The sequence below is a fragment of the Paenibacillus naphthalenovorans genome (assembly GCF_001465255.1).
Taxonomy (GTDB): Bacteria; Bacillota; Bacilli; order Paenibacillales; family NBRC-103111; genus Paenibacillus_G; species Paenibacillus_G naphthalenovorans.
Genome location: NZ_CP013652.1, coordinates 2583936 through 2606121, shown reverse-complemented (window position 1 = coordinate 2606121; position 22186 = coordinate 2583936). Strand labels below are relative to the sequence as shown.

At 46.9% G+C, this 22186-nt stretch carries 20 protein-coding genes; all 20 read left to right on the top strand.

Annotated features, from left to right (window positions below):
* Positions 1-137 precede the first annotated feature (137 nt).
* The 20 genes from IJ22_RS12960 (at position 138) to IJ22_RS12865 (ending at position 22184) form a co-directional block, all read left to right on the top strand.
* The gene (locus IJ22_RS12960; protein ID WP_235594345.1) at positions 138-815 is read left to right on the top strand and encodes a GntR family transcriptional regulator; all 678 of its coding nucleotides are present in this window, start codon (positions 138-140) and stop codon (positions 813-815) included.
* Between the two features lie 52 nt (positions 816-867).
* Positions 868-2304 (top strand): gluconokinase, encoded by a 1437-nt coding sequence (locus IJ22_RS12955; protein WP_062409113.1) that lies wholly within the window; start codon positions 868-870, stop codon positions 2302-2304.
* Positions 2305-2324: 20 nt separating this feature from the next.
* Positions 2325-3260 carry a phosphoglycerate dehydrogenase gene (locus tag IJ22_RS12950; RefSeq protein WP_062409112.1) on the top strand — a complete coding sequence of 312 codons (936 nt, stop codon included), beginning with the start codon at positions 2325-2327 and terminating at the stop codon, positions 3258-3260.
* A 107-nt stretch (positions 3261-3367) separates the two neighbouring features.
* Positions 3368-4375 carry a C4-dicarboxylate TRAP transporter substrate-binding protein gene (locus IJ22_RS12945; RefSeq protein ID WP_137670237.1) on the top strand — a complete coding sequence of 336 codons (1008 nt, stop codon included), beginning with the start codon at positions 3368-3370 and terminating at the stop codon, positions 4373-4375.
* An 88-nt stretch (positions 4376-4463) separates the two neighbouring features.
* Positions 4464-4970: a TRAP transporter small permease gene (locus IJ22_RS12940; RefSeq protein ID WP_062409111.1), complete on the top strand. Its 507-nt coding sequence runs from the start codon at positions 4464-4466 to the stop codon at positions 4968-4970.
* A 28-nt stretch (positions 4971-4998) separates the two neighbouring features.
* The gene (locus tag IJ22_RS12935; RefSeq protein ID WP_062409110.1) at positions 4999-6282 is read left to right on the top strand and encodes a TRAP transporter large permease; all 1284 of its coding nucleotides are present in this window, start codon (positions 4999-5001) and stop codon (positions 6280-6282) included.
* A 34-nt stretch (positions 6283-6316) separates the two neighbouring features.
* Positions 6317-7075, top strand: a complete 759-nt coding sequence (locus tag IJ22_RS12930; RefSeq protein ID WP_062409109.1) for an SDR family NAD(P)-dependent oxidoreductase — start codon at positions 6317-6319, stop codon at positions 7073-7075.
* 174 nt (positions 7076-7249) lie between these two features.
* Positions 7250-7903 (top strand): GntR family transcriptional regulator, encoded by a 654-nt coding sequence (locus tag IJ22_RS12925; protein WP_062409108.1) that lies wholly within the window; start codon positions 7250-7252, stop codon positions 7901-7903.
* Between the two features lie 450 nt (positions 7904-8353).
* Positions 8354-9421, top strand: coding sequence for a TRAP transporter substrate-binding protein (locus tag IJ22_RS12920; protein WP_235594316.1), 1068 nt, complete (start codon positions 8354-8356; stop codon positions 9419-9421).
* Between the two features lie 144 nt (positions 9422-9565).
* Positions 9566-10147, top strand: a complete 582-nt coding sequence (locus IJ22_RS12915) for a TRAP transporter small permease (RefSeq protein ID WP_062409106.1) — start codon at positions 9566-9568, stop codon at positions 10145-10147.
* Entirely contained in the window at positions 10144-11424 is a 1281-nt protein-coding gene (locus IJ22_RS12910) for a TRAP transporter large permease (protein ID WP_062409105.1), read from the top strand. Before IJ22_RS12915 ends, IJ22_RS12910 begins: the two co-directional genes overlap by 4 nt.
* A 58-nt stretch (positions 11425-11482) precedes the next feature.
* On the top strand, positions 11483-12493 hold the full coding sequence (locus IJ22_RS12905) for a zinc-dependent alcohol dehydrogenase (protein ID WP_062409104.1): 1011 nt from the start codon (positions 11483-11485) through the stop codon (positions 12491-12493).
* A gap of 19 nt (positions 12494-12512) precedes the next feature.
* Positions 12513-13274, top strand: a complete 762-nt coding sequence (locus IJ22_RS12900; protein ID WP_062409103.1) for an SDR family oxidoreductase — start codon at positions 12513-12515, stop codon at positions 13272-13274.
* Positions 13275-13352: 78 nt separating this feature from the next.
* Entirely contained in the window at positions 13353-14606 is a 1254-nt protein-coding gene (locus IJ22_RS12895) for an enolase C-terminal domain-like protein (protein WP_062409102.1), read from the top strand.
* 165 nt (positions 14607-14771) lie between these two features.
* Positions 14772-15911, top strand: coding sequence for a response regulator transcription factor (locus IJ22_RS12890; protein WP_062409101.1), 1140 nt, complete (start codon positions 14772-14774; stop codon positions 15909-15911).
* A gap of 11 nt (positions 15912-15922) precedes the next feature.
* The gene (locus tag IJ22_RS12885; protein ID WP_160327379.1) at positions 15923-16918 is read left to right on the top strand and encodes a sugar-binding protein; all 996 of its coding nucleotides are present in this window, start codon (positions 15923-15925) and stop codon (positions 16916-16918) included.
* A gap of 36 nt (positions 16919-16954) precedes the next feature.
* Positions 16955-18343, top strand: coding sequence for a sensor histidine kinase (locus IJ22_RS12880; RefSeq protein WP_062409099.1), 1389 nt, complete (start codon positions 16955-16957; stop codon positions 18341-18343).
* A 171-nt stretch (positions 18344-18514) separates the two neighbouring features.
* Positions 18515-19534 carry a D-ribose ABC transporter substrate-binding protein gene (locus IJ22_RS12875; RefSeq protein WP_062409098.1) on the top strand — a complete coding sequence of 340 codons (1020 nt, stop codon included), beginning with the start codon at positions 18515-18517 and terminating at the stop codon, positions 19532-19534.
* Positions 19535-19560: 26 nt separating this feature from the next.
* Positions 19561-21132 (top strand): sugar ABC transporter ATP-binding protein, encoded by a 1572-nt coding sequence (locus tag IJ22_RS12870; protein ID WP_062409097.1) that lies wholly within the window; start codon positions 19561-19563, stop codon positions 21130-21132.
* 20 nt (positions 21133-21152) lie between these two features.
* Positions 21153-22184, top strand: coding sequence for an ABC transporter permease (locus IJ22_RS12865; RefSeq protein ID WP_062409096.1), 1032 nt, complete (start codon positions 21153-21155; stop codon positions 22182-22184).
* Positions 22185-22186 lie beyond the last annotated feature (2 nt).

Sequence of the window (22186 nt, the reverse complement as noted above, 5' to 3'; positions counted from 1 at the left end):
AAATTTTTATTGATTACAAGGAATTTTTATGTACAATAGTAAATATATACAGATTTTAAATTTTAGATCTAAAACTTTAATCCGATAAAGTATTGCGCACATGGATGTCCTGGAAGGAGAACTACGGGTTGGATACGATGGATTATAAAACCGAAACGCTTGTAGATGTCGCCTATAAAGCAATAAAGAAAGATATTACGCAAAGAGTATTGGTTCCCGGACAAAAGATTATTATCAGAGAAATGTACGAACGCTACGGAATCAGCGAAACCCCCATCAAGCAAGCTTTGAACCGTTTGATCAGCGAAGGCTTGGTGGAAAATACACCCAGAAGGGGTGTGAACGTACGAAAAGTCAAATTGGAGGAAATCGAGGAACTGATCGACATCAGGCTGATGTTCGAAACGCGCTATATCGAGAAAGCGATCGAAAACTTTAACCGGGACGAGAAAATCCGGCAGAAATTTATCGAAAACCTGTCGGAGCATAAGCGTCTGATTGAAAACGTCTCCAACGTAAACGAATATTTTAAAAACTATTCGTTGGACCAGGAGTTTCATCAATTGTTCATGAAGTGCTCGGGCAATAATCGATTGCTGCAAATATATAATAATTTGGGTACGCACGCTTATGCCTATTACGTTTACGGCCGCCAGCCGAGAGAAAGCATGATCGAGGGAGTCCGGGAGCACGAGGCCATTTATCGTGCTTTGGCAGCCGGAGATCAGGCGGAGCTTCGAAGGTGCATTGAATTGCATATCATGAATGCAAAGAAAAACATTTACGAGATGTTCCAGAAGGATCAAAACAGCTGACCGGAGCAGAGCTAACGATGGTGAGAGGTGAAAGACCATACTTATTCTAGTCTTGGAAGCATCGACTGCGTCGGCCAAAGCTATGCTTTATCGAAACGGTGAAGGCGTAGTCGATATATTGCCGATCAACTATTCCGCCGATGCGGGAGATACGGTCACATTCGATGCGGACAAAATCATGGAAGAAACGATGCTGGCGGGTAAGCGGCTGCTTGCGCAAAACGGGATCCATCATGTGGATATGGTGGCTGCCTGCAGCATTTGGAGCCACAGTCTCGTTCTTCTGGATAAAGACAAACGACCCGTCTCCCGGCTCAGCACCTGGGCCGATACGGCGGCATCCGCAACGACGGACAAATACAGGAAGGATTCGGACCTATTCGCCTCTCTTTACCGGCGTACGGGGTGTCCGATTCACACGACTTATACGTTTTGGAAATATATGCACGAGAAAGAAACGGGCAATGCGGCCCGCGTTTCTTATATCGCTTCCATGCCGGAATATCTGTATTTGAAGCTTACCGGGGAGTTTGCCGTATCCAGGAGCACCGCATCGGCCGGAGGGTTCCTGAACCTTCATACGCTGGAGTGGGACGAGGAAGCATTGAGACTGGCAGGGATCGACGAGGGCATGCTGCCGACATTGGTCGGTTCCGAATATACGTCTCCTTTATCCGAAGGAGCGGCTTCTATGCTGGGAATTAAAGAAGGCACGCCGGTCCTGATCACAGGCGCGGACGGCTGCATGAACCAGGTGGCTGTCGGCGGTTTTGGAGATAACATTATGTCTATCTCCGTAGGTACGAGCGCTGCCATACGCATATCGACGGAAAAACCGGTGCTTGCCGATTCCCCGTCAACCTGGTGCTATGTCGGCGTTGAAGACATGTGGATCGCCGGATGCGCCACCGCCGGTGCAGGCAACACCGTCGATTGGATGGGCAAGAAAATTCTTGGAGCCCATGGCGGCCTCAGTTTGAAGCAATTGGATCAGGGAGCTGTGAAATCGCTAAAAAAAGGTGATGCACCCATTTTCCTTCCATTTCTGGCAGGGGAGCGCTGCCCGGGCTGGGACGATACGAAGAGTGCCATGATGTTCGATATTAAGATCAACCATGACAGCTACGATTTGTACTACTCGACGTTAGAAGGCGTGCTGTTCAATTTGAAGCAATGCTATGAGATTACGCTGCCCATCGTAGGACAAGCGCCCAAGCTGATCAGCATCTCGGGCGGGATCGAGCAGTCGCCGTTTTGGCTGCAGATGGCCGCTTCCATATTCGAATTGCCGGTTTATGCAGACCGTCTTTCGCATGCCTCGCTTCTCGGAACGGCCTATATGGCTCTGAAGGCGGCAGGCGAAATCGCTACAGTCAAGGAGATCAAGCCGCAGCTGAAAAGAAGCTGGCTGCCGGACGGCAGCAGCCGGGAGTTCTTTGCAAGACGGTTTGACAAATACTTGAAATATTACCATCAGTATTCGATATAAAGTAAAGGATGGGTCTCGCGATGAAAATATTAATTACGCCAAAGTCGTTTAAAGACTACAAAGCGCAAACCTTCCCTCTATTGGAAGAGTTGGGCTATGAAATCATCGCAAACGATACGGGAAAGACATTTACCGAAGAGGAGATCATCGGGCTGGCCGGAGAGCAAGTGGTCGGTATAATCGTCGGCGTGGATCCATTGACGGAAAAAGTGCTGAGCCGCTGCCGGGATTTGAAAGCGGTATCGAAGTATGGCGTCGGCGTGGATAACATCGACTTAAAAGCTGCCGAGAAGCTGGGGATTTCAGTTGAGAGTGCTGTCGGAAGCAATAATATATCCGTCGCGGAGCTGGCCATTGCGCTGATGTTTGAAGCCGCCCGCAAAGTTTCCGTCTTGAGCGCCAATGTAAAAAACGGGGGTTGGGACAGAGTTCAGGGGATCGAACTGACCGGGAAAACCATCGGCGTTATCGGCGGCGGACAGATCGGCAGGGAGGTGGCCAAACGCGCCAAAGGACTCGGCATGTTTGTCGTGCTGTATGATCCCTATTTTAACGATTCGGAATTTCTCAGGCAGTATGGGATCGTGCTGTGCGATTCTTTGAAGGCTGTATTGGCCATGTCGGACCTGATCTCTCTTCACCTTCCGCTTACGCCGGAGACCAAATACATAATCAACAGCGATACGCTGAAACTGATGAAGCCGTCATCGATATTAATCAATACCTCGAGAGGGGAATTGGTCGATGAAGAGAGTCTCTACACCGCCTTGAAGGAGAAAAGGATTGCCGTTGCAGCGCAGGATGTTTTTTCCAAAGAACCGCCGTCCCCGGATGAAAAGCTCCTGAAACTGGACAATTTCATCCTGACCCCTCATGCGGGCGCTTATACGGCGGAAGCGGTAGAGAGAATGGCGCTGTATTCAACGCAAAATCTGATTCGTATGCTGAAGCATTGAAATTGCTATCACTATAGACGGGAGGTGAGTCGCTCAGTCGGTTTACGGAATGGTTGCCGGTATGGATGAATTAAAACAATTCGTGTGAAAAAGGGAGGAGAAGTTCTTTGAAAAAGGCAAAAAGATGGGTCAGTCTCATGATGGTGATGGTGTTGGTTTTCCTGGCTTCGGCTTGCGGCAAATCGGAAGAAGGTTCCAATCAGAAGTTTGTTTTAAAATTTAACCACGTGCTGGCGGAGTCCGAGCCCTTTCACCAAGGATTTTTAAATTGGGCGCAGGCGGTGAAGGAGAGAACGAACGGCAACCTGGAGATTCAAGTGTTCCCGAGCGCCCAGTTGGGTGTGGAAGAGGACATCATCGAGCAGTTGAAGCAGGGCGTCAATGTAGGTCAGAATACCGACTCCGCGCGTCTGGGCATGTATGTTCCCGACATCGCGGTGATGAACGCGCCCTACTTTGCCGAAACGATTGAAGATGTGGAGAAGCTAAACGATTCTCCAACAGTCAAGCAATGGCTGAAGGATCTGGAAGACCAGCACGATATTAAAGTGCTGTCGTTTAACTGGATTCAAGGCTTGCGGCACATGGTCACGAACAAGCCGGTCAAATCGCCTGCGGATCTGCAGGGTCTCCGTATCCGGACCCCGGGCGTACCGGTTTGGCAGGAGTCCGTACGCTCGCTTGGCGCGGCTCCGGTAGCGCTTCCGTTCGGTGAAGTCTATATCGGCATACAGCAGGGCGCGATCGACGGCGCCGAACTCGTGTATCGGAATGTGACGGGAGGAAAGCTGTATGAGGCCGCCAAATATGTAAGCGAGACTTCACACATCATGCTGATCAATTTCCAGGTCGTCGGCAAGAAATTTTTCGATAGCCTTCCTAAAGAGTATCAGGATATTCTCATCGAGGAATGCAACAAAGCCGGGCTTGAAATTTCCAAAAAGATGGAGCAGGAAACGGAACAGCTCAAGAAAGAAATTGCCGCCCACGGCGTAACGATCATTCCGGCCAACGAGATCGACATTGCAGCGTTCAAAAAAGCCGGCGAGGCAGCTTACACGAAATTAAATCTGGTTCAAGCCAGAGATACCGTTTTTAAAGAAATGGGCAAGTAACCAGGAGCTGAAATCGTAATTCTTATTTTCCGGCCTGCCCGCAAGGGCAGGGCTGGAAAATAAGAACGTGATGCGGAGGTGTGGAACCATGAAAAAACTGTATGATTACATCGGCAAAGCAGAGGTTTTTATCGTCAAAACGGCGTTGGCGATCATAACGGCATTGGTTTTTGCCACAGCCATCGCAAGAACCATTGGTCACCCTATCTCATGGGCTGTGGATGTAGCAACCTTTCTGTTTGCGTGGTGCGTCTTTCTAAGCGCCGATATGGCGATGAGAAACGACAAGCTGGTGAGCATCGAGCTGGTTGTAAGCCGCCTGCCGGTAAAGGCGCAGTTTTACCTTAAAATCATGAACCAAATCTTGATTATCTTATTTTTGGCGGTACTTATCGGCTTTGGCTTATGGCTCTCCTATACGACACGGCTCAGAACGTATCAGGGAATTCCGGGCTTCAGCTATACCTGGGTTACGCTGAGCGTGCCCGTCGGGTGCATGTTGATGTTAAGCACCACGATCGTGAAAATCAAAGAGCAAATCGCCAGAGGCTATCAGAGTGTTCAAACGACGGAAAGCAATAAAGAATTTCTGTAATCACTTTAATGGAAAGGAGGCATAAAACGTGTTATTGGTCACTATCGTGTTCTTATTACTGATGATTCTGGGCATGCCGGTAGCCTTTGCGATAGGGATTTCGGGGTTCGTTTTCTTCTTGCAGCAGCCGACACTGTCGTTCACGATGCCGGTCCAGCTTGTGCTAACTCAGACACAAAGCTTTGTTCTGCTTGCGATTCCTTTATTTGTATTCGCGGGCAACCTGCTGAACGAAACCGGCATTACGCATCGGCTGATGAAGCTGGCGTCCGTGTTGGCGGGACATATGCGTGCGGGGTTGGCACAAGTGAACATGGTGCTGGCCACGATGCTGGGCGGAATTACGAGCTCGGCGATCGGCGACGCCACCATGCTTGGACGCGTTCTGGGACCGGGCATGATCGAGAAAGGGTATTCCAGAGGATTTGCGGCGGGAGTTATCGGTACCAGCTCGATGATTACGACAATGATACCGCCGGGAATCGGTCTTGTTCTTTACGGAAGCATAGGCGAAGTTTCCATCGGCCGGCTGTTTGCCGCAGGCATTCTTCCCGGTCTCCTCATGATGGTATTGTTAATGGTCGCGGTCTCCGTTACCGCACGGAGTAAAGGTTATCAGCCGGAACGGGCAAAAGTGGCTCCTCCCAAAGAAATCTGGACGACTTTCATCGATTGCATATGGGCGTTTCTCTTTCCGATCCTGCTGCTGGCGGGTTTGCGAACGGGCATATTCACGCCTTCCGAGGCCGGCGCTTTTGCCGCCATTTATGCGATCGTGATCGGTCTGCTTGTTTACAAAGAATTTACCTGGAAAAAATTTGTGAGGACGTTGGAAGATACTGCGCTCGACATCGGCATGATCATGCTGTTAATCGCGCTGTCGGCGATCTTCAGTTACGGCTTAACCTGGGAACAGATCCCGCAAAAAATGGCGGCCTTGCTGCTGAACATTTCCGAAACGCCATGGATCATCATGCTTATTCTCATCGTGTTCCTGCTGATCGTGGGCATGTTCATGGACTCGACGGTCTTGATCCTGTTGTTGACCTCCATTCTCATTCCGGTCGCCGTACAGCTGAACATCGACCTCGTTCATTTTGGCATTGTGATGGTTTTGACGCTGACGATCGGGCTTTTAACGCCGCCGGTCGGAGTGGTCATGTATATCGTTTGCTCCATCTTTGAAACCTCCTTCTGGAGATTCATAAAAGAATCCTGGCTGCTGCTGCTAAGCGTATTGCTGGTCGTCATTGCGGTTATTTTCATTCCGGATTTAACGTTGTTCATTCCAAATTTAATCTTCGGCAAGTAAATATTGTCTTTCCGTGATTAGGAGGATTCTAACATTGGATTTTTCGAAAAAAGTGGTGCTGGTGACCGGAGCAGGATCGGGGATCGGACTTGCCGCTGCCGTACAGTTTGGCAAATATGGCGCTAAAGTGGCAGTGAATTCCCGTACGGCCAGCCATGGGGAAGCAGCTGTAGAGCTATTGAAAAAGGCGGGGGCTGAAGGGATATTCGTCCAAGGCGATGTCTCCAATCCGGCCGATGCCGAACGTATTGTAAAGGAAACCGTCCAAGCCTTCGGCAGAATCGACATCCTGGTCAACAATGCGGGGATTGTACTGCCCGGCAGAGTAGACAACATGTCGGAGGAAGATTTCGATAAAACCATGCAGGTCAATGTAAAGGGGACATTTCTGGTTTCGAAATATGCCGTACTGCAAATGAAGAAGCAAGGCGGCGGAGTGATTGTCAATAACGGTTCTGTCGCGGCATTGAAAGGCCACACCGACAGAAGTGCCTATTCCGCATCGAAAGGAGCCGTGGTATCGTTGACGAAAGCCATGGCGGCCGATTATATCAATGACAACATCCGGGTGAACTGTGTCTGCCCCGGCACGACATATACGCAGGCTATTGAGGAAAAGATCAGAAATGCCGCCGATCCGGCGGCAATGGAAGCGATGTTTACCGCAAGACAGCCGATGGGACGTCTCGGCAGGGTGGAAGAAATCGCGCATGCGATTTTATTCGCCTGCTGCGATGAGTCCGCCTTCATGACCGGCAGTCTGATTACGATAGATGGCGGAATGACCATGTAAACGCTTGAACGCATAGAAGCTGTACCTGATTGTAGTTCGTCTACAACGGGTACGGCTTTTTTATACCCCGAAAAAATATAAACATTGAAATTCATTCGGGTATTTATATATAATAAAATTAATTATATATAATAACAGATTTTTTATAAAAAATGATTGAACAGGAGTGAGAAGATGAATCCGATTAATAACCAGTCAACTCGATTGGTTTCTCTAAAAGATGAGATCAAACAGAAACTGAGAGAGGACATTATCTCGAATACATTAAAACCTGGACAGCGTATAGTAGAAACAGAAATTGCAAAAAATCATGGTATTAGTCAGGTTCCTGTCCGTGAAGCGTTAAGGGGATTGGAAGAGGAAGGATTAGTGAAAACAGTTAAATACAAAGGAGCCTTTGTTACTGAGATCAATCAAGTCGAACTTTATCATATTTTCTCTTTACGTACCGAAATAGAAACCAGCGTACTTGAAATTGTTGTCCCCAAATTAACAAGACGGGATACAGGGGAACTGTACGATATAGTTGAAAAGATGAAAAGCGGAACTCCGGACTATTTAACACAATCAGGCTTCGATATGGATTTTCATTCTAAAATTATTGAATGGTCTCAAATTGAAATTTATAACAGGGTATGGGGAATTTTGAACACTCATATTCGAAGGTATATTGCATACCTCCATCCAACTATACAAATAAAACCTGAAGAAGTCTATAAATACCATTTAGAGCTCGTTGAAGTATTGGAACAAGGCGATGTAGAAAAATCAAAGGCAGCATTTAGAGAACATATCATGTCCTTTTGTAATGAAACAAGAATAAAATGAGTGATATAAATGGCTTTTCCTTTAGGAAATTGAAATTCACAAGGAGAAGGCCATTTTTTTATTTAGAAGAAAAAACATTATATATAATGTTTAATTTTATATATAAATATCTTGACGATTTTTGTTATATTATATATAATCCGTATTAATATATATAATAAATAGGAGATGGATTGAGAATAAGAAACGGGGGAGACAGACGCTAGACTGACTATAGTTATGATTTGGGGGAGATGCTTCATTTAAACTGCACTTCAATCGATTGAAAGCGCTATATTAACCTCTGCCATTTCATGGGAGAAGGCTTGGAAGAAGAGTAAGAATAAGCGGCCGCTAAACAGAAAACATGTAAATGTGTATGTCTAAACAATAATATGTAACCGCCATCATGAATGATGATTTGTATTTCAATATCTTAACAAGATCAATTTTGTGAGAGGAGCATTACAAGTGAAAAGTTTATGGAAAAAAGCGATTTCCGGTCTGGTCGTCTTTGGTCTTCTTATTTCGGTAATTGGCTGCGGGGGAGGTCAAAATAACAATACTACAGTTCAATCCGGAACCTCTGAAAACAAGGGAATCAGTGAACGTAAATTTAAACTTTCTGTCGGGTTAACCGAGGATCATCCTGAAGGCGTTGGCGGAAAAAAGTTCAAAGAAATCGTTGAGAAAAACAGCGGAGGAAAATTTCAAGTAAACGTATACTTTAACAACCAATTAGGTGATGACAAAAAGGTTTCCGATTCCCTTCAGTCAGGAACCGTGGAGTTGGGGATTATTTCGACCTCGCCACTAACAGCAAGTGTGAAAGAATTCGGTATTTTCGACCTGCCGTTTATATTCAACAATGAAAAAGAAGCCGATGCCGTGTTAGATGGTACGGTAGGAAAAACTTTGCTGGATAAATTGCCGGCCCATAACTTAATCGGGCTCGGATATTGGGAAAACGGGTTCCGTAACCTGACGAATAGTAAGAAGCCGGTAGCTACTCTAGAGGATTTCAAGGGATTAAAAATTAGGACGATTCCAAACCAAGTCCATCTCGATGTATTTAAAGCTTTAGGTGCCAATCCAACACCGATGCCTTTCTCGGAGTTGTTTACAGCAATGGAGTCGAAAACCATCGACGGACAGGAAAATCCCTTGACTGCTATTCAATCAAGTAAATTCTATGAAGTCCAATCCCATTTGAGCCTATCCAAGCATTTGTATACACCATTTATTTTCATGGCCAGTAAGAAATTCTGGGACAAGCTCAATGATCAAGAAAAGAAAATTTTACAAGATGCGGTCATTGAGGCGGGAAAGTTTCAGCGTGAGCTAAACCGGGAAGAAACGAAAAAGTCACTGGAGTATTTGAAAAACAAAGGCATGCAGGTAAGTGAATTTTCAAATGAGGAAACAAAAAAGATTCAAGAAGCCGTTAAACCAGTGATTGACAAGTACTCTAAAGAGCTTGGAGAAGAGCTTGTAAAGAAAATGTTCGATGAGATTCAAAAAGTAAGAGGAGAGAAGTAAACAAGAAAGCCCTAGCTTTTTAGAAGGGAGGATTAGGGTAGATGTGAAGCGGGTGTCGTGAGCATCTTTCATTAGTCCTCCCCATTTCGTCACGGCTGCGATTGATTAACAACTTGATTAAACAACTGGAAAGGAGTGATCACCGTGGTAAAGTTGATCGACAGAATCAGTGGCCTGCTCAATTTTTTTATCGTTTGTTCTTTATCATTGATGACCATATTTGTGTTCGGGAACGTTGTTTTACGGTACGTTTTTAATACAGGGCTCACTTGGTCAGAGGAACTATCAAGGTTTTTGTTTATTTGGATGATTTTTTTAGGATCGATTCTTGGCCTTAAGGATAATGAGCATTTGGGTGTCGACATGATGGTGAAGAAGCTTTCGTATAAGGGTAAGAAGATATGTTTCGTGGTCAGTAATCTATTAATATTAATTACACTTGTGTTCCTGTTTGACGGAAGCTGGAAGCTGACCATCATTAATTTAAATCAAACGGCTCCAGCTTCAGGCCTGCCCTATTTTTTCATCTACGGCATCGGACTTGTTACAAGCATTGGAATGATGGTTATTGTTTTCGCGAATCTATATCGTATTTTGTTCAATAAATATAGCGAGAAAGATTTGATTATGACGACAGACTCGGAAGAACTGGTAGGGCAAGCTGGATTCGGGCATATGAATGAGCGGCGAAACACCGGGGACAGAATAGGAGGCGGAACATCGTGACTCTGGTTGTATTTGTAGCTTCACTGCTAGGAATAATGGCATTGGGTACCCCAATTGCGTTCGCTCTGTTAATTAGCGGTTTAACGCTCATGCTAGTTATGGATAATTTCGATACGCAAATTTTAGCATCCAACCTGATTGATGGTGCCGACAATTTTGCTCTTATGGCGATCCCCTTTTTTATTCTGGCAGGAGAGGTTATGAACGCAGGAGGCATTTCCAAACGGATCATCGCGTTAGCGATGGCTCTCGTTGGCCATGTCCGCGGTGGGCTTGGATACGTTGCCATTATCGCCAGCCTTTTGTTTGCAGGTTTGTCCGGTTCGGCAGTGGCCGATACGGCGGCTCTGGGAGCTATATTAATCCCAATGATGGCAAAGGCGGGGTATGACCGGAACCGATCGGCTGGCTTAATTGCCGCAGGGGGCATTATCGCACCTGTTATTCCGCCAAGTATTCCTATGATTATATTCGGGGTAACGAGTGGTGTTTCCATTTCCAAATTGTTCATGGCAGGGATCGTGCCCGGTATTCTTCTTGCAGTGGCTTTGACCATTACCTGGGCATGGATTGTGCGAAAAGAAAAAGTGGAAACACAGCCGCGAAAATCAGCCAAAGAAATGTGGCTCGCAACCCGGTCTGCCATCTGGGCCTTGATGCTTCCTGCAATTATTATTGGAGGTTTGCGCGGGGGAATCTTTACACCTACGGAAGCGGCAGCAGTGGCTGCGGTGTACGCCTTGTTTGTTGGTATGGTGGTTTACCGTGAGTTAAAGTTTGACCAGCTATACAAAGTAGTGTTGGCTGCTGCCAAAACAACAAGCGTGGTTATGCTTTTAGCGGCTGCCGCTATGGTGTCCGCTTGGTTAATTACAATAGCGAACATACCGGGGCAAGTGACCGCACTTCTCGAACCTTTTCTGGATAACAAGGTACTTCTTTTGCTCGCTATAAATGCATTAGTATTTTTGGTCGGTACGGCCATGGATTTAACGCCTACGATCTTGATTCTTACCCCCGTGCTGATGCCGATCATTGAACATGCAGGTATAGATCCTGTCTTTTTCGGATTGCTCTTTGTGCTGAATAACTGTATCGGACTACTAACCCCGCCAGTCGGAACAGTGCTCAACGTAGCAGCAGGTGTAGGGAAAATTGGAATGGACGATATCATAAAAGGCGTAGTGCCCTTTTTAATTGCGGAAGTGTTGGTTCTGCTCTTGTTAACCATTTTTCCTCAAATCGTTTTGGCTCCTTTAGGGTGGTTGCATCAGTAACCAAGAACCTAAAATAAATGAAATTCTTATTGTAAAAACTCATTTGGAGGCGCATGCAATGAAAGCAGGAATGTACATTGCCGAGAAAAAAGTTCAAACGGAATCCATCGAAAAACCCGTTGCAGGGGAAGGCGAAGCACTGATTAAAGTTGCCTATGCAGGGATTTGCGGTACGGATATGATGATTTTTGCAGGGAAACATCCACGGGCTAAGGCTCCGGTAGTTTTGGGTCATGAGTTTAGCGGAACGATTGAGTCCATTGCGGACAATGATCACTTCCACCGGGGGGATCGCGTAACCGTCGAGCCTTATTTAACTTGCGGAACATGCGCTGCTTGTCTTGCTGGACAGTATCATGTATGTGCAACATTAAGATGCATCGGTATTGATAAGGACGGGGGATTCGCCGAATACGTTGCCGTACCCATTCACCGTCTTCATCATCTGCCTAACAACGTGTCTGATGAAGAGGGTGCGCTGACAGAGCCGCTTGCTATTGCCGTACATACGGTTAGGCGATCGGACCTGAAGGTTGGGGACAGCGTAGTTATTTTGGGAGCAGGCCCGATCGGGCTGCTTATTGGCCAGGTGGCCAAACAGGCGGGCGCAAGCGAGATCTTTATTTCGGATATCAGTCCTTACCGTCTGCAGGTCGCAAAACAAATGGGCTTTACGGCAGTTCATGCGAAAGAAGAGGACATTAAAGAAGCGGTGCTTTCTTTTACTAAAGGTGTTGGTGCCGATATCGTATTTGAGGTTGCGGGAACTCAGGCTACAGCCAATCAGATGATTCAATGTATCAAATACCAGGGCAAAATCGTGGTCGTAAGTGTGTATAAGCAAGCGCCAACCATTGATTTAGCCGCCATGCACTTCAGAGAAATATCTTTGACAACGACAAGATGTGCAAATTCAAACGATTTTGCTATAGCAATTAGACTTATGGAGAAAAAAATTATTGATGTTGCTTCTCTGATTTCCCATAAGCTTCCGCTGGATGATATTCAGCAAGGTTTTTCAACTATGGAAAATACGGATATTTCTTTGAAAGTATTATTTCACCCGTAAAAATAGGAGCGAGAACCCCATGACCATGAATGAATTTAGTCTAAAAGGAAAAGTAGCTGCAATCACTGGTGGAACCCGCGGCATTGGCCGGTCCATTGCTATAGGGATGGCAGAAGCGGGAGCGGATATTGCATTACTGCAGCGCTCGCCTGATCAGGTTTCCGTCAAACAAGAGATTGAACAGTTGGGCGTGAAATGTTCTATTGTTCCATGTGATTTATTTGATCTGCGTCAAGTGAAAGAAGCTATTCCTGCGGTAGTCAATACCTTTGGCAAGATCGATATCCTGGTTAACAATGCAGGTATTCAACGGCGCTCGCCTGCCGTTGATTTTTCAGAAGAAGATTGGGATGACGTTATACAAGTCAATTTAAAAGTGGTATGGCTGCTTTGTCAACAAGCGGGTAAATATATGGTTCCTCAAAAAAGCGGAAAAATCATCAATATCGCTTCCCTCGTATCGTTCCAAGGAGGTATTCTTGTTCCGGCTTATGCTTCCGCAAAGGGGGCTGTGGCTCAATTAACAAAAGCGTTAGCTAACGAATGGTCCCCGCACGGGGTTAATGTGAATGCGATCGTGCCGGGTTATATTGCCACGGACATGAATGAGGCTTTGATGAATGACCCTGTCCGGAGCAGGCAAATTCTCGAACGTATCCCTGCTGGAAGGTGGGGAAATCCAGACGATTTTAAAGCTCCTGCCGTTTTCCTTGCTTCAGAGGGGGCCAGATATGTTCATGGACACTTGCTTGCTGTTGACGGCGGCTGGCTTGGGCGCTAGCTGCGCAGAAAAAAATACGCCTCTGCTTTTCAGAAGAGCTGCAGGATAACTACACCCGTTAAAAGGAGGTCCATCAAGATGCTCAATTTGAAAATTGAAGATGTAAAAGTCATATTAACCGCTCCCGGCGGCATTGATTTGGTAGTAGTGAAAGTCGAAACGAATAAGAAGGGCTTGTATGGGCTCGGCTGCGCTACGTTTACCCAACGGATTTACGCTGTTCAATCTGCGATAGAGAATTATTTGAAGCCTTTCTTAATCGGTAAAGACCCATCTAGAATAGAGGATATATGGCAGAGTGCAAACGTAAGCGGCTATTGGAGAAATGGACCGATTATGAACAATGCTCTTTCTGGAATCGATATGGCTTTATGGGACCTTAAAGGGAAAATAGCCGATATGCCGGTCTATGAATTGTTAGGCGGCAAATGCCGTGACGGGGTTGCGTTGTACCGCCATGTTGATGGCAGCAATGAAATGGAAGTGGAGCGAAATGCCAGACAGCTCATGGATGAGGGATATCAATATCTCCGCGTTCAGATGGGGATGTACGGCGGAAGCGGGACGGAAGACACACGTTTGATTGCCAAAGTCATTTCACGGGCATCGAATATTCAGTCTAAGCATTCGCCGGAACATGTTCAACCCGGGGTTTATTTCGACCCGGAAGCCTACGCGAAAAGTATTGAACATTTATTTGCGCATCTGCGTGCAACCCTTGGATACAACATTGAACTGATCCATGACGTTCATGAAAGAATCGCACCGATTGAAGCGGTTCGATTGGCCAAGAAGCTGGAGCCTTACCATCTGTTCTATTTAGAAGATCCGACATCTCCTGAGAATTTGGATTGGATCGAACTGATTCGTCAGCAGACCAGTACACCGATCGCTATCGGGGAGCTTTTTACAAACGTGAACGAATGGAAGCCATTAATAGCCAAGCGTCAGATTGATTTTATTCGTGCCCATGTAAGCGCGATAGGGGGAATTACGCCCGCCAAAAAATTGGCTGTTTTTGGGGAGTTTTACGGTGTTAGAACAGCTTGGCACGGACCAGGAGATATTTCCCCTGTTGGCGCAGCGGCAAACTTGCACTTGTCTATAAGCACCCCCAACTTCGGTATTCAGGAGTGGACGCCGCTTAATGAGCAGCTGCAAACCGTTTTTCCAGGCTGTCCGATTGTTAAAAATGGATATGCTTACTTGAGCGACCGGCCTGGGCTTGGTATAGATATCATCGAGGAAGAGGCGAACAAATACCCTTGTCAAGGGACGATTCCAATGTGGACGTTAGCACGTACGCCGGACGGTACAGCGGTCAAGCCTTGAGTCTAACTGTTCATACCCATGCCTCCCTGTGCACGTAGTATATGTTTAGATAAGGACCTGGCCAGCGGCCAGGTTTTTCTTATTTTCGCTTGCAGAAAATGGTGTATAATCAAAGTGTGAATAGTAAAATATTTCCTAAAACTCTTGTATGTTAAGGAGGTTGCAATGGCTGAAACTTGCTTTATTGTGGACGATGAGCCCATCGAAGCAAAGGCACTCGAATGGATTTTAAAGGATGCCTTTCCTGAGCTTACAGTGTATCGGGAAACAAGCGGAAGAAGGATACTGGAATTGGCGGAAGCCTGTAAACCGGACTTGCTGATTGCAGATATCCAGATGCCCGGGATTAATGGCCTGGACTTGATTTACGAATTAAAGGATTCGTTTCCTAAATTGAAAGTGATCCTGATTTCGGCGTACGAAGAATTCGAATATGCCCAGCGTGCGATCCAACTGGAGGTCAAACATTATTTGGTCAAGCCGGCCGGCAGGGAAGAAATCGTGAGGACGGTTCGAAGCACATTGGATGAATGCAGAAGGGAACGGAAAGTACGAACGGAACACATCTTGAACCGGGAACGGTTCCAGTTAACGAACCATTTTTTGCAGAAGGAATTATTCAATGGACTGATCCAAGGAACCTTAAATGATGCCAATTTTCAGGAAATGAGACAGCTGCTCGGCATCGATGAAATGCCCGGATACCTGGTAACGTTCAAGCCAATGGGCAACAGCGGGATGGAGGCGGCCCAAGAGCTCATTCGAAAGTGGAAAGTGCTGTTTCCTGTTGTGCTGGAATTGGCTTTGGGGGAAATGAAGCTGGCGCTGATCTTCTCATCCGAACTTCCTTTGCAGGTAACGGCTGAGCTTGACAAAAATATAAAGCGCTTCCAAAACCAAAAGCAGCCAGGTCTGGTATGGGAAATCCAGCCTGTCGGAACTGAGCTGTCGGCAGTAAGAGAAGCTTTTCGCAGGGTGCTGCTTCAGCTGCGGGGAGACAATCAATTGAAGCTGAAAGTGGAGGATTATATCCGGAAAAACTATCACCGGGACTTAAGGGTGGAAGAGATGGCGGCGTATGCCCGGTTCTCCGTAAATTATTTCAGCAAGTGGTTTAAAAAAAGCTTCGGAGAGACGTTTTCCGAATATCTTACGGCATACCGGGTCGAGCAGGCGGCCGCTTTATTGAGACTAAAAAACGGAGCCAGTATTAAAGAGGTAAGCTTTCAGGTAGGCTTTCATGATCCGAATTATTTTAGCCGCGTGTTTAAAAAAATCAAGGGGAAGAACCCAAGCGAGGTCTGATGGAGATTAAAGTGAAACAGATCTGGTTTCTGTATTTCGTTTTGTTCGCGGCGCTGTTGTCAGGCTCATTCTGGTTAGGGATATCCTTTTATCAATCGTGGGAATTGGCGAAGGATGCGAGGCGGCACTTTACGGAGAATGCGAATCCGGTCAAGCAAAAGCAAATTTTACTGGTATCCGAGGAAGCCAAGCACCCCTACTGGGATGTGGTTCTTAAAGGGGCGCAGGCGGCCGCGGGAGAGGATCTGCGGATTGATCTGCAGGGGCCCTACCGGGCAAGCATCGAAGAGCATCGTCTTCTCATTGAGAGAGCGATCGCTTCTAAAGTGGATGGCATCATCACTCAGGGGCTGGATGACGTGTTTGTTCCCGTCATCAATAAAGCGGTGGAAGCCGGCATTCCTTTGATTACGATTGACACGGACGCCCCTCAGAGCAAGCGATTGGCATTTGTCGGCACGGACAATTATCGGGCGGGCGTGCAAATCGGAAACTACCTGAAAGCGCACCGGCATGATCCTGCTCATATCGGCATCATTTCGGGAAATCCCGAAGGGCAGCATATGAAGCTGCGGATCGAAGGGTTCAAGGAGGCCATCAAGGACCGCAGGGACTTTACGATTGTCGCTTTGGAGGGTTCGCAAATCAGCAAGCTGGAAGCGGTAAAAAAGGCATACGAGATGTTGAAGGAGCACCCGGACATTAATGTGATGTTCGGTGTAAGCGCTTTAGACGGTCCGGGAATTGCGCAAGCGGTGAACAAGTACTTTCCGGCACGCCAGATCGATATCATTGCTTTTGATGATTTGCCGGAAACCGTAGAGCTGATTAAGCAGGGCGTGATTCAAGCGGCAGTCCAGCAGAAGTCATATTTGATGGGCTTTAAAAGCGTGGAATTGATGAGAAGAATTATACATCGGAAGCCGGTATCCCCGATGAACTATACGGAATCGTTCATTATCGACCGCTCGTCCATGGATGCCTATTTGCAGACAAGAGAGGAGTGAAGGCCTATCCGGATTTACAAAAAGGTATTTATCTATGTGATTATTTTCAGCGCCTTTTTTAACGGGCTGATGTTTATCATTTATTATAATTTCACACAGCATCTCGATAATTATGAAATGATCTTAAGAAGCTTTGTCCGAATGAACGACATTGCCAATACGGTGGAAGCCACGCAAAGCTCTTTGAATCAATATTTAAGCAGGGGCTACGAGAAAGATCGTGATGATCTCACAGCCGGGCTCCGTTTGCTGAACGATTACGCAGCAACCATGGAGCAAGAAACGTTTTTGCACAACAGCCAATTCCAGCTACTTCAATTGACCCATTTGCTGGATCGTTTTCAACAGGAGGTGGAAGTGAGCGTCACATACTATGATAGGCAGGAGATTGATGCCTATACGGCGCATTATGATGAATCGTTCAAGCTGGCCGGATTTATTATGGACAACACGAGAAATATAACAAGCTCTGAATTGACCTCCTATCGGGAGCAGTTTGTTAAAATTACAGAAAGCAAGCATTTGTTTCAGATCATGGGAAGAACCATGTTTTTCGTTTCCATTGTGATTAGTATTCTGTATTCCCTGTTTATTTTTCACGGTGTTTCTTTGCCGTTGAGAAAATTGGCGGCGCGCTCCCGCAAAATATCGTCGGGCGATTTTAATGTAAGCGACATATCTCTGGAACGAAAGGATGAGATCGGCGAATTGATGGCGGCCTATGTGGTCATGGGCCACAATATCGAGCGGCTGCTAAGAGAAGTCAAAAGCCAGGAGGAATATAAAAGGCTACTGCAGGAGATGGAGTTAAAAGCGCTGCAAAGTCAAATGAATCCTCACTTTCTGTTCAATACGTTAAATATTATATCCCGGCTGGCCTTCATGGAAAAAGCCTACAAAACGGAAGATTTGATGATGAACCTGTCCAAGCTGCTGAGATATCATCTGAAAAAAGTAGAGAGCCGGGTAACGCTGCGGGAAGAACTGGATATTATCCATAAGTACCTTTATATTCAAAAAGTCAGATTTCAGGATCAGATTGACATTCAATTCGAAGTGGATGAAGCCTGTCTGGATATTGAAATGCCGTCGTTGACCCTTCAGCCCATTGTCGAAAATATTTTTGTTCACGGTATTCAATCTGCGGAAACGATCACCCGAATCCGAATTCACATTTATCGGGACGAGGGCTGCGAAAAGATCGAGATCCATGACAATGGAGCGGGAATGTCCCGCGAAACCATTGAACGTTTGCTGAATGTAAATTCCGAATCCTATGGCTTGGGACTTGGTATTCAAAATGTCATCCGGCGTTTGCGTATCTTTTACCAAACGTCTGACGTCATCTCCATTCATAGTGAAATGGGATCGGGAACCTGCATCAGGCTGAATTTGCCTCGTCATCGGCATTATCAGATCGTTTAAAGCCGCGTAAGCGGCTTTTTCCTATTGGAACAAAAATCCAGAGCGTAGCAAATAAATGCTAGAAAAGGGTTGGAATAGTCAGAATATTGGAACAATCGTGTAGAGTCATTTTGACCGGGCTTTGTTACATTGAATTCAGCAATGAAAACATGATATGAGGGGTGTGCCATCATGAAAAAAGGATTTACCGCTATGCTCATTTTATTGCTCGTATTTCTAACGGCTTGTTCCGGTTCCGCTCCTTCCGGATCCAATGGAAGCGCAACCAACCAACCTCCAACGCCTGCGCCTCAAGGCGGCGGTACTGCGGATAAGAAGCTCGTCATCGGAACGTCGGTGCCGTCGCTCGAATTTACGTTCTTTGTAGCCGCCCAGAAGTCATGGCAGGAGACAGCCAAGGAATTAGGCGTGGAAGCGCCCTTCTACAATGCAGAGAATAATCAGGCGAAGCAGAACAGAGATGTGGAGGATATGATTGTCAAAAAGGTAAATGCCATCGTTCTCATTCCGATTACAACCGAAGGCGTAACCCCGGCGATCAAAGCGGCCAATGAAGCGGGCATCCCCGTCTTTACGGTAGACCGCAGCGTCACCTCCAAGGATGCCAAGGTTGTCGCGCATATCGGGACCAACCATGAGGATATGGGGGAAAATGCCGCCAAGCTGTTCCTCAAGGGATTGGAAGAAAAATATCCGAACGAGCCGGTATGGAATGTGGCTGAGCTTCAAGGTACACCCGGTTCGTCTGCGGCGATCGAGCGCGGGAAAGGGATTCACAATATACTCGAAAACAATCCCAAGGTGAAGATTGTAGCCAGCTTAAACGGAGAATTTCAATCCACCACTGCGATGCGGGCTGCAGAGAATATCCTGACCGCCAATAAAACTTTGCACGGTTTCATTGCTCATAACGACATGATGATTGAAGGGGCATGGCAGGCGGCCAAGGCGGCAAACCGCGATACGCAGCTCATTATGGTAGGGATGGATGGTCAGAAATCGACCGTAGAAAAAATCAAGTCGGGAGAAATATACGGTTCGGCACTGCAATATCCAAGCATGCTCGGGGACGGGTTAAAGACAGCAGTGAAGCATTTAAATCAGGAGAAGGTGGAGGAGCAGGTATGGGTTCCTACAGATCTTATCGATCAAGCCAATGCGGATGACATGCTGAAAACAAAGGCTTGGTAATCCATGCGGGGAGCTCTATCGGGGGCATGGTAGAGCTTCCGCTTTCATTGAAAACGATCATGGAAAGGGGAGCGGGAATGTCCCGACGGGTAGAAAAGGAATGCGCGCTGTTTACAAAGCATATTGGCAAGCAGTTCAACGGGATAACGGTGCTTCAGGATATCAATTTATCCATATACAAAGGCGAGATTCATACACTATTGGGTGCCAATGGCGCCGGGAAAAGCACTTTGATTAAAATTATCGACGGGATTTATACGGATTACGAAGGGGAAATCTATGTCAACAACCGGCGGGCCCAGATGAAAAACAGCGAGGATGCGAGGCTGCTGGGCATCGGCATGGTTCATCAGGAGCTAAGCCTGATCCCGCAGCTGAATGTGGCTGAGAACATCTATCTTGGGCGCTTGCCGCGAAATTCGATCGGCTTGGTCCATTACAAAAAGCTGCACGAAAATGCGCAGCAGCTTCTTGCTCTGCTGAATTTAACGATCTCTACCAATGATTTGGTCGGCCGGCTAAGTATTGCTGACCGGCAAATGGTCGAGATCGCCAAGATGCTTTCCATGAATGCGGAAATCCTGCTGCTGGACGAACCGACCTCCGCTTTAAGCGACAAAGAAGTGACCCGATTGTTTGAAACGCTCCGTCAGCTGAAGGCAAGCGGCAAAGCGATCATATTCATCACGCATAAGCTGGAAGAAATTTATGCCATATCTGACAAGGTGACCATTATGCGTGACGGACAACAAATCGAAACCTTGGATTTATCCATTAAAAGTCCGGATCTCGAAAAGAACCTGATTTCTTTAATGACGGGTACGGAGCATCATGCAGAAACGATATATCCCGGGAAGGGAAACGTGCAAGAAGAGATTGTTTTTCGAATTGAGCAGTATACCGGACGAAACTTTCATCATATTTCACTGGAGGTTCGCAAAGGGGAAATCCTGGGGATTGCCGGCTTGAACGGGGCAGGCCGTACGGAGCTGGCGCGTGCGATTTTCGGAGCAGACAGGAAGGACTCGGGAAATACGTATCTCAACGGCCGGCCCATTGTCATTAAAAGCCCTATGGATGCGATTAAACAGGGAATTGCCATGATTACGGAGGATCGTAAAAAAGAAGGCTTCATCGGCTGCCTGGGGGTCAAGGAAAATATTAATTTAACGACGATCCGCGATACGGTCAGGCATCTGCTGCTTCATCGCCGTCTGGAAATACAAAAGGCCAAAAAGTATATAAGCAAGCTCAATATTAAAACCTTTTCCGAGCATGTTCCGGTCCGCAATTTGAGCGGAGGCAACCAGCAAAAGGTCATTTTGGCCAAATGGCTGGCGCTGGATTGCAAGCTGATGATTTTGGATGAGCCCACCAAAGGAATTGATGTCAAAGCGAAATCGGAGATCTATCAACTGATGAGGGAGCTGGCCGAGCAGGGGATCGCCATTATATTTATTTCATCGGAATTTACGGAGCTGATCGGCATGGCGGATCGCGTATTGGTCATGAATCACGGAAAGATCGTCCATGAGCTAAGGAATGAACAGATCACGAAGGAAAATATAATGAATCATGTCTTCAAGGATGTGGTCTAGCTGGGAAAGGGGGATAACAGATGGCTGTATCGAACAAAGAAAGTAAGCTGAACCAACATCTCCAACGGTCTTCGGAAGTCCCTCTCGGGAGCAGAGGACTTCGGCAGCTGGATATGACAACGATAGGTCCGTTAATCGGCTTGTTCCTTATTATCATCGTCTTTTCCATCCTTGCCGAAAGCTTTCTTTCTGTAGCGAATATCCTTAACATTTTAAGACAGTCGGCGATTATCGGCATTATGGCCATTGGGGTAACCTTTGTCATTATTACGGCTGAAATTGATTTAAGCATCGCGAGCATTATGACATTCAGCGGTTTAGTTGCGGGCGCTCTTAGCACCGGAGGCTTTGGATTAGGCGTTGCGCTGCCGGTTTGGCTTGCGATCATCTGCACATTGTTCATCGGGGCTATGGTCGGGGCGGTTTCCGGATTTGCCAACGCCAAATTAAAAATACCTACCTTTATGGCAACGCTGTCGATGATGTTTATCGTGGACGGGATCAGCTTATGGTTTTCGGGCGCTCAACCGTTGTACGGCATTCCCGACCGTCTCCAATGGTTCGGTTCGGGCAAAGTATTCGGCATTCCGTCCATTGTCCTTGTTTTTGCAGTGATCTTTGTGATCAGCCACATCATCTTAAGCAGGACGGTGTTCGGAAGAAATGTTTACGCGATCGGGGGCAATGAAGAAGCGGCGAAAATGTCGGGGATCAACGTCGCCAAATATAAAGTACTGGTGCTAACCATCAGCGGCATATTGGCTGCTCTCGCCGGCATTCTCATGCTCGGGCGGATCGGGAGTGCTCAGGTGACAGCCGGGGTCGGTTTGCAGCTTCCTCCGATTGCCGCGGTCATCCTGGGCGGAACCTCGCTGTTCGGCGGAGTGGGCAGCATGTGGAGGACGCTGGTCGGCGTATTGTTAATGGGCGTTCTGGTCAACGGATTAAATCTGCTAGGGGTTGGGTCCGCCGGGCAAAACCTGGCTACGGGCATCGTCTTGTTTGTCGCGGTGGCGGCCAATGTGATGGGCTCCTCCAAAACTAAAGGATAGGG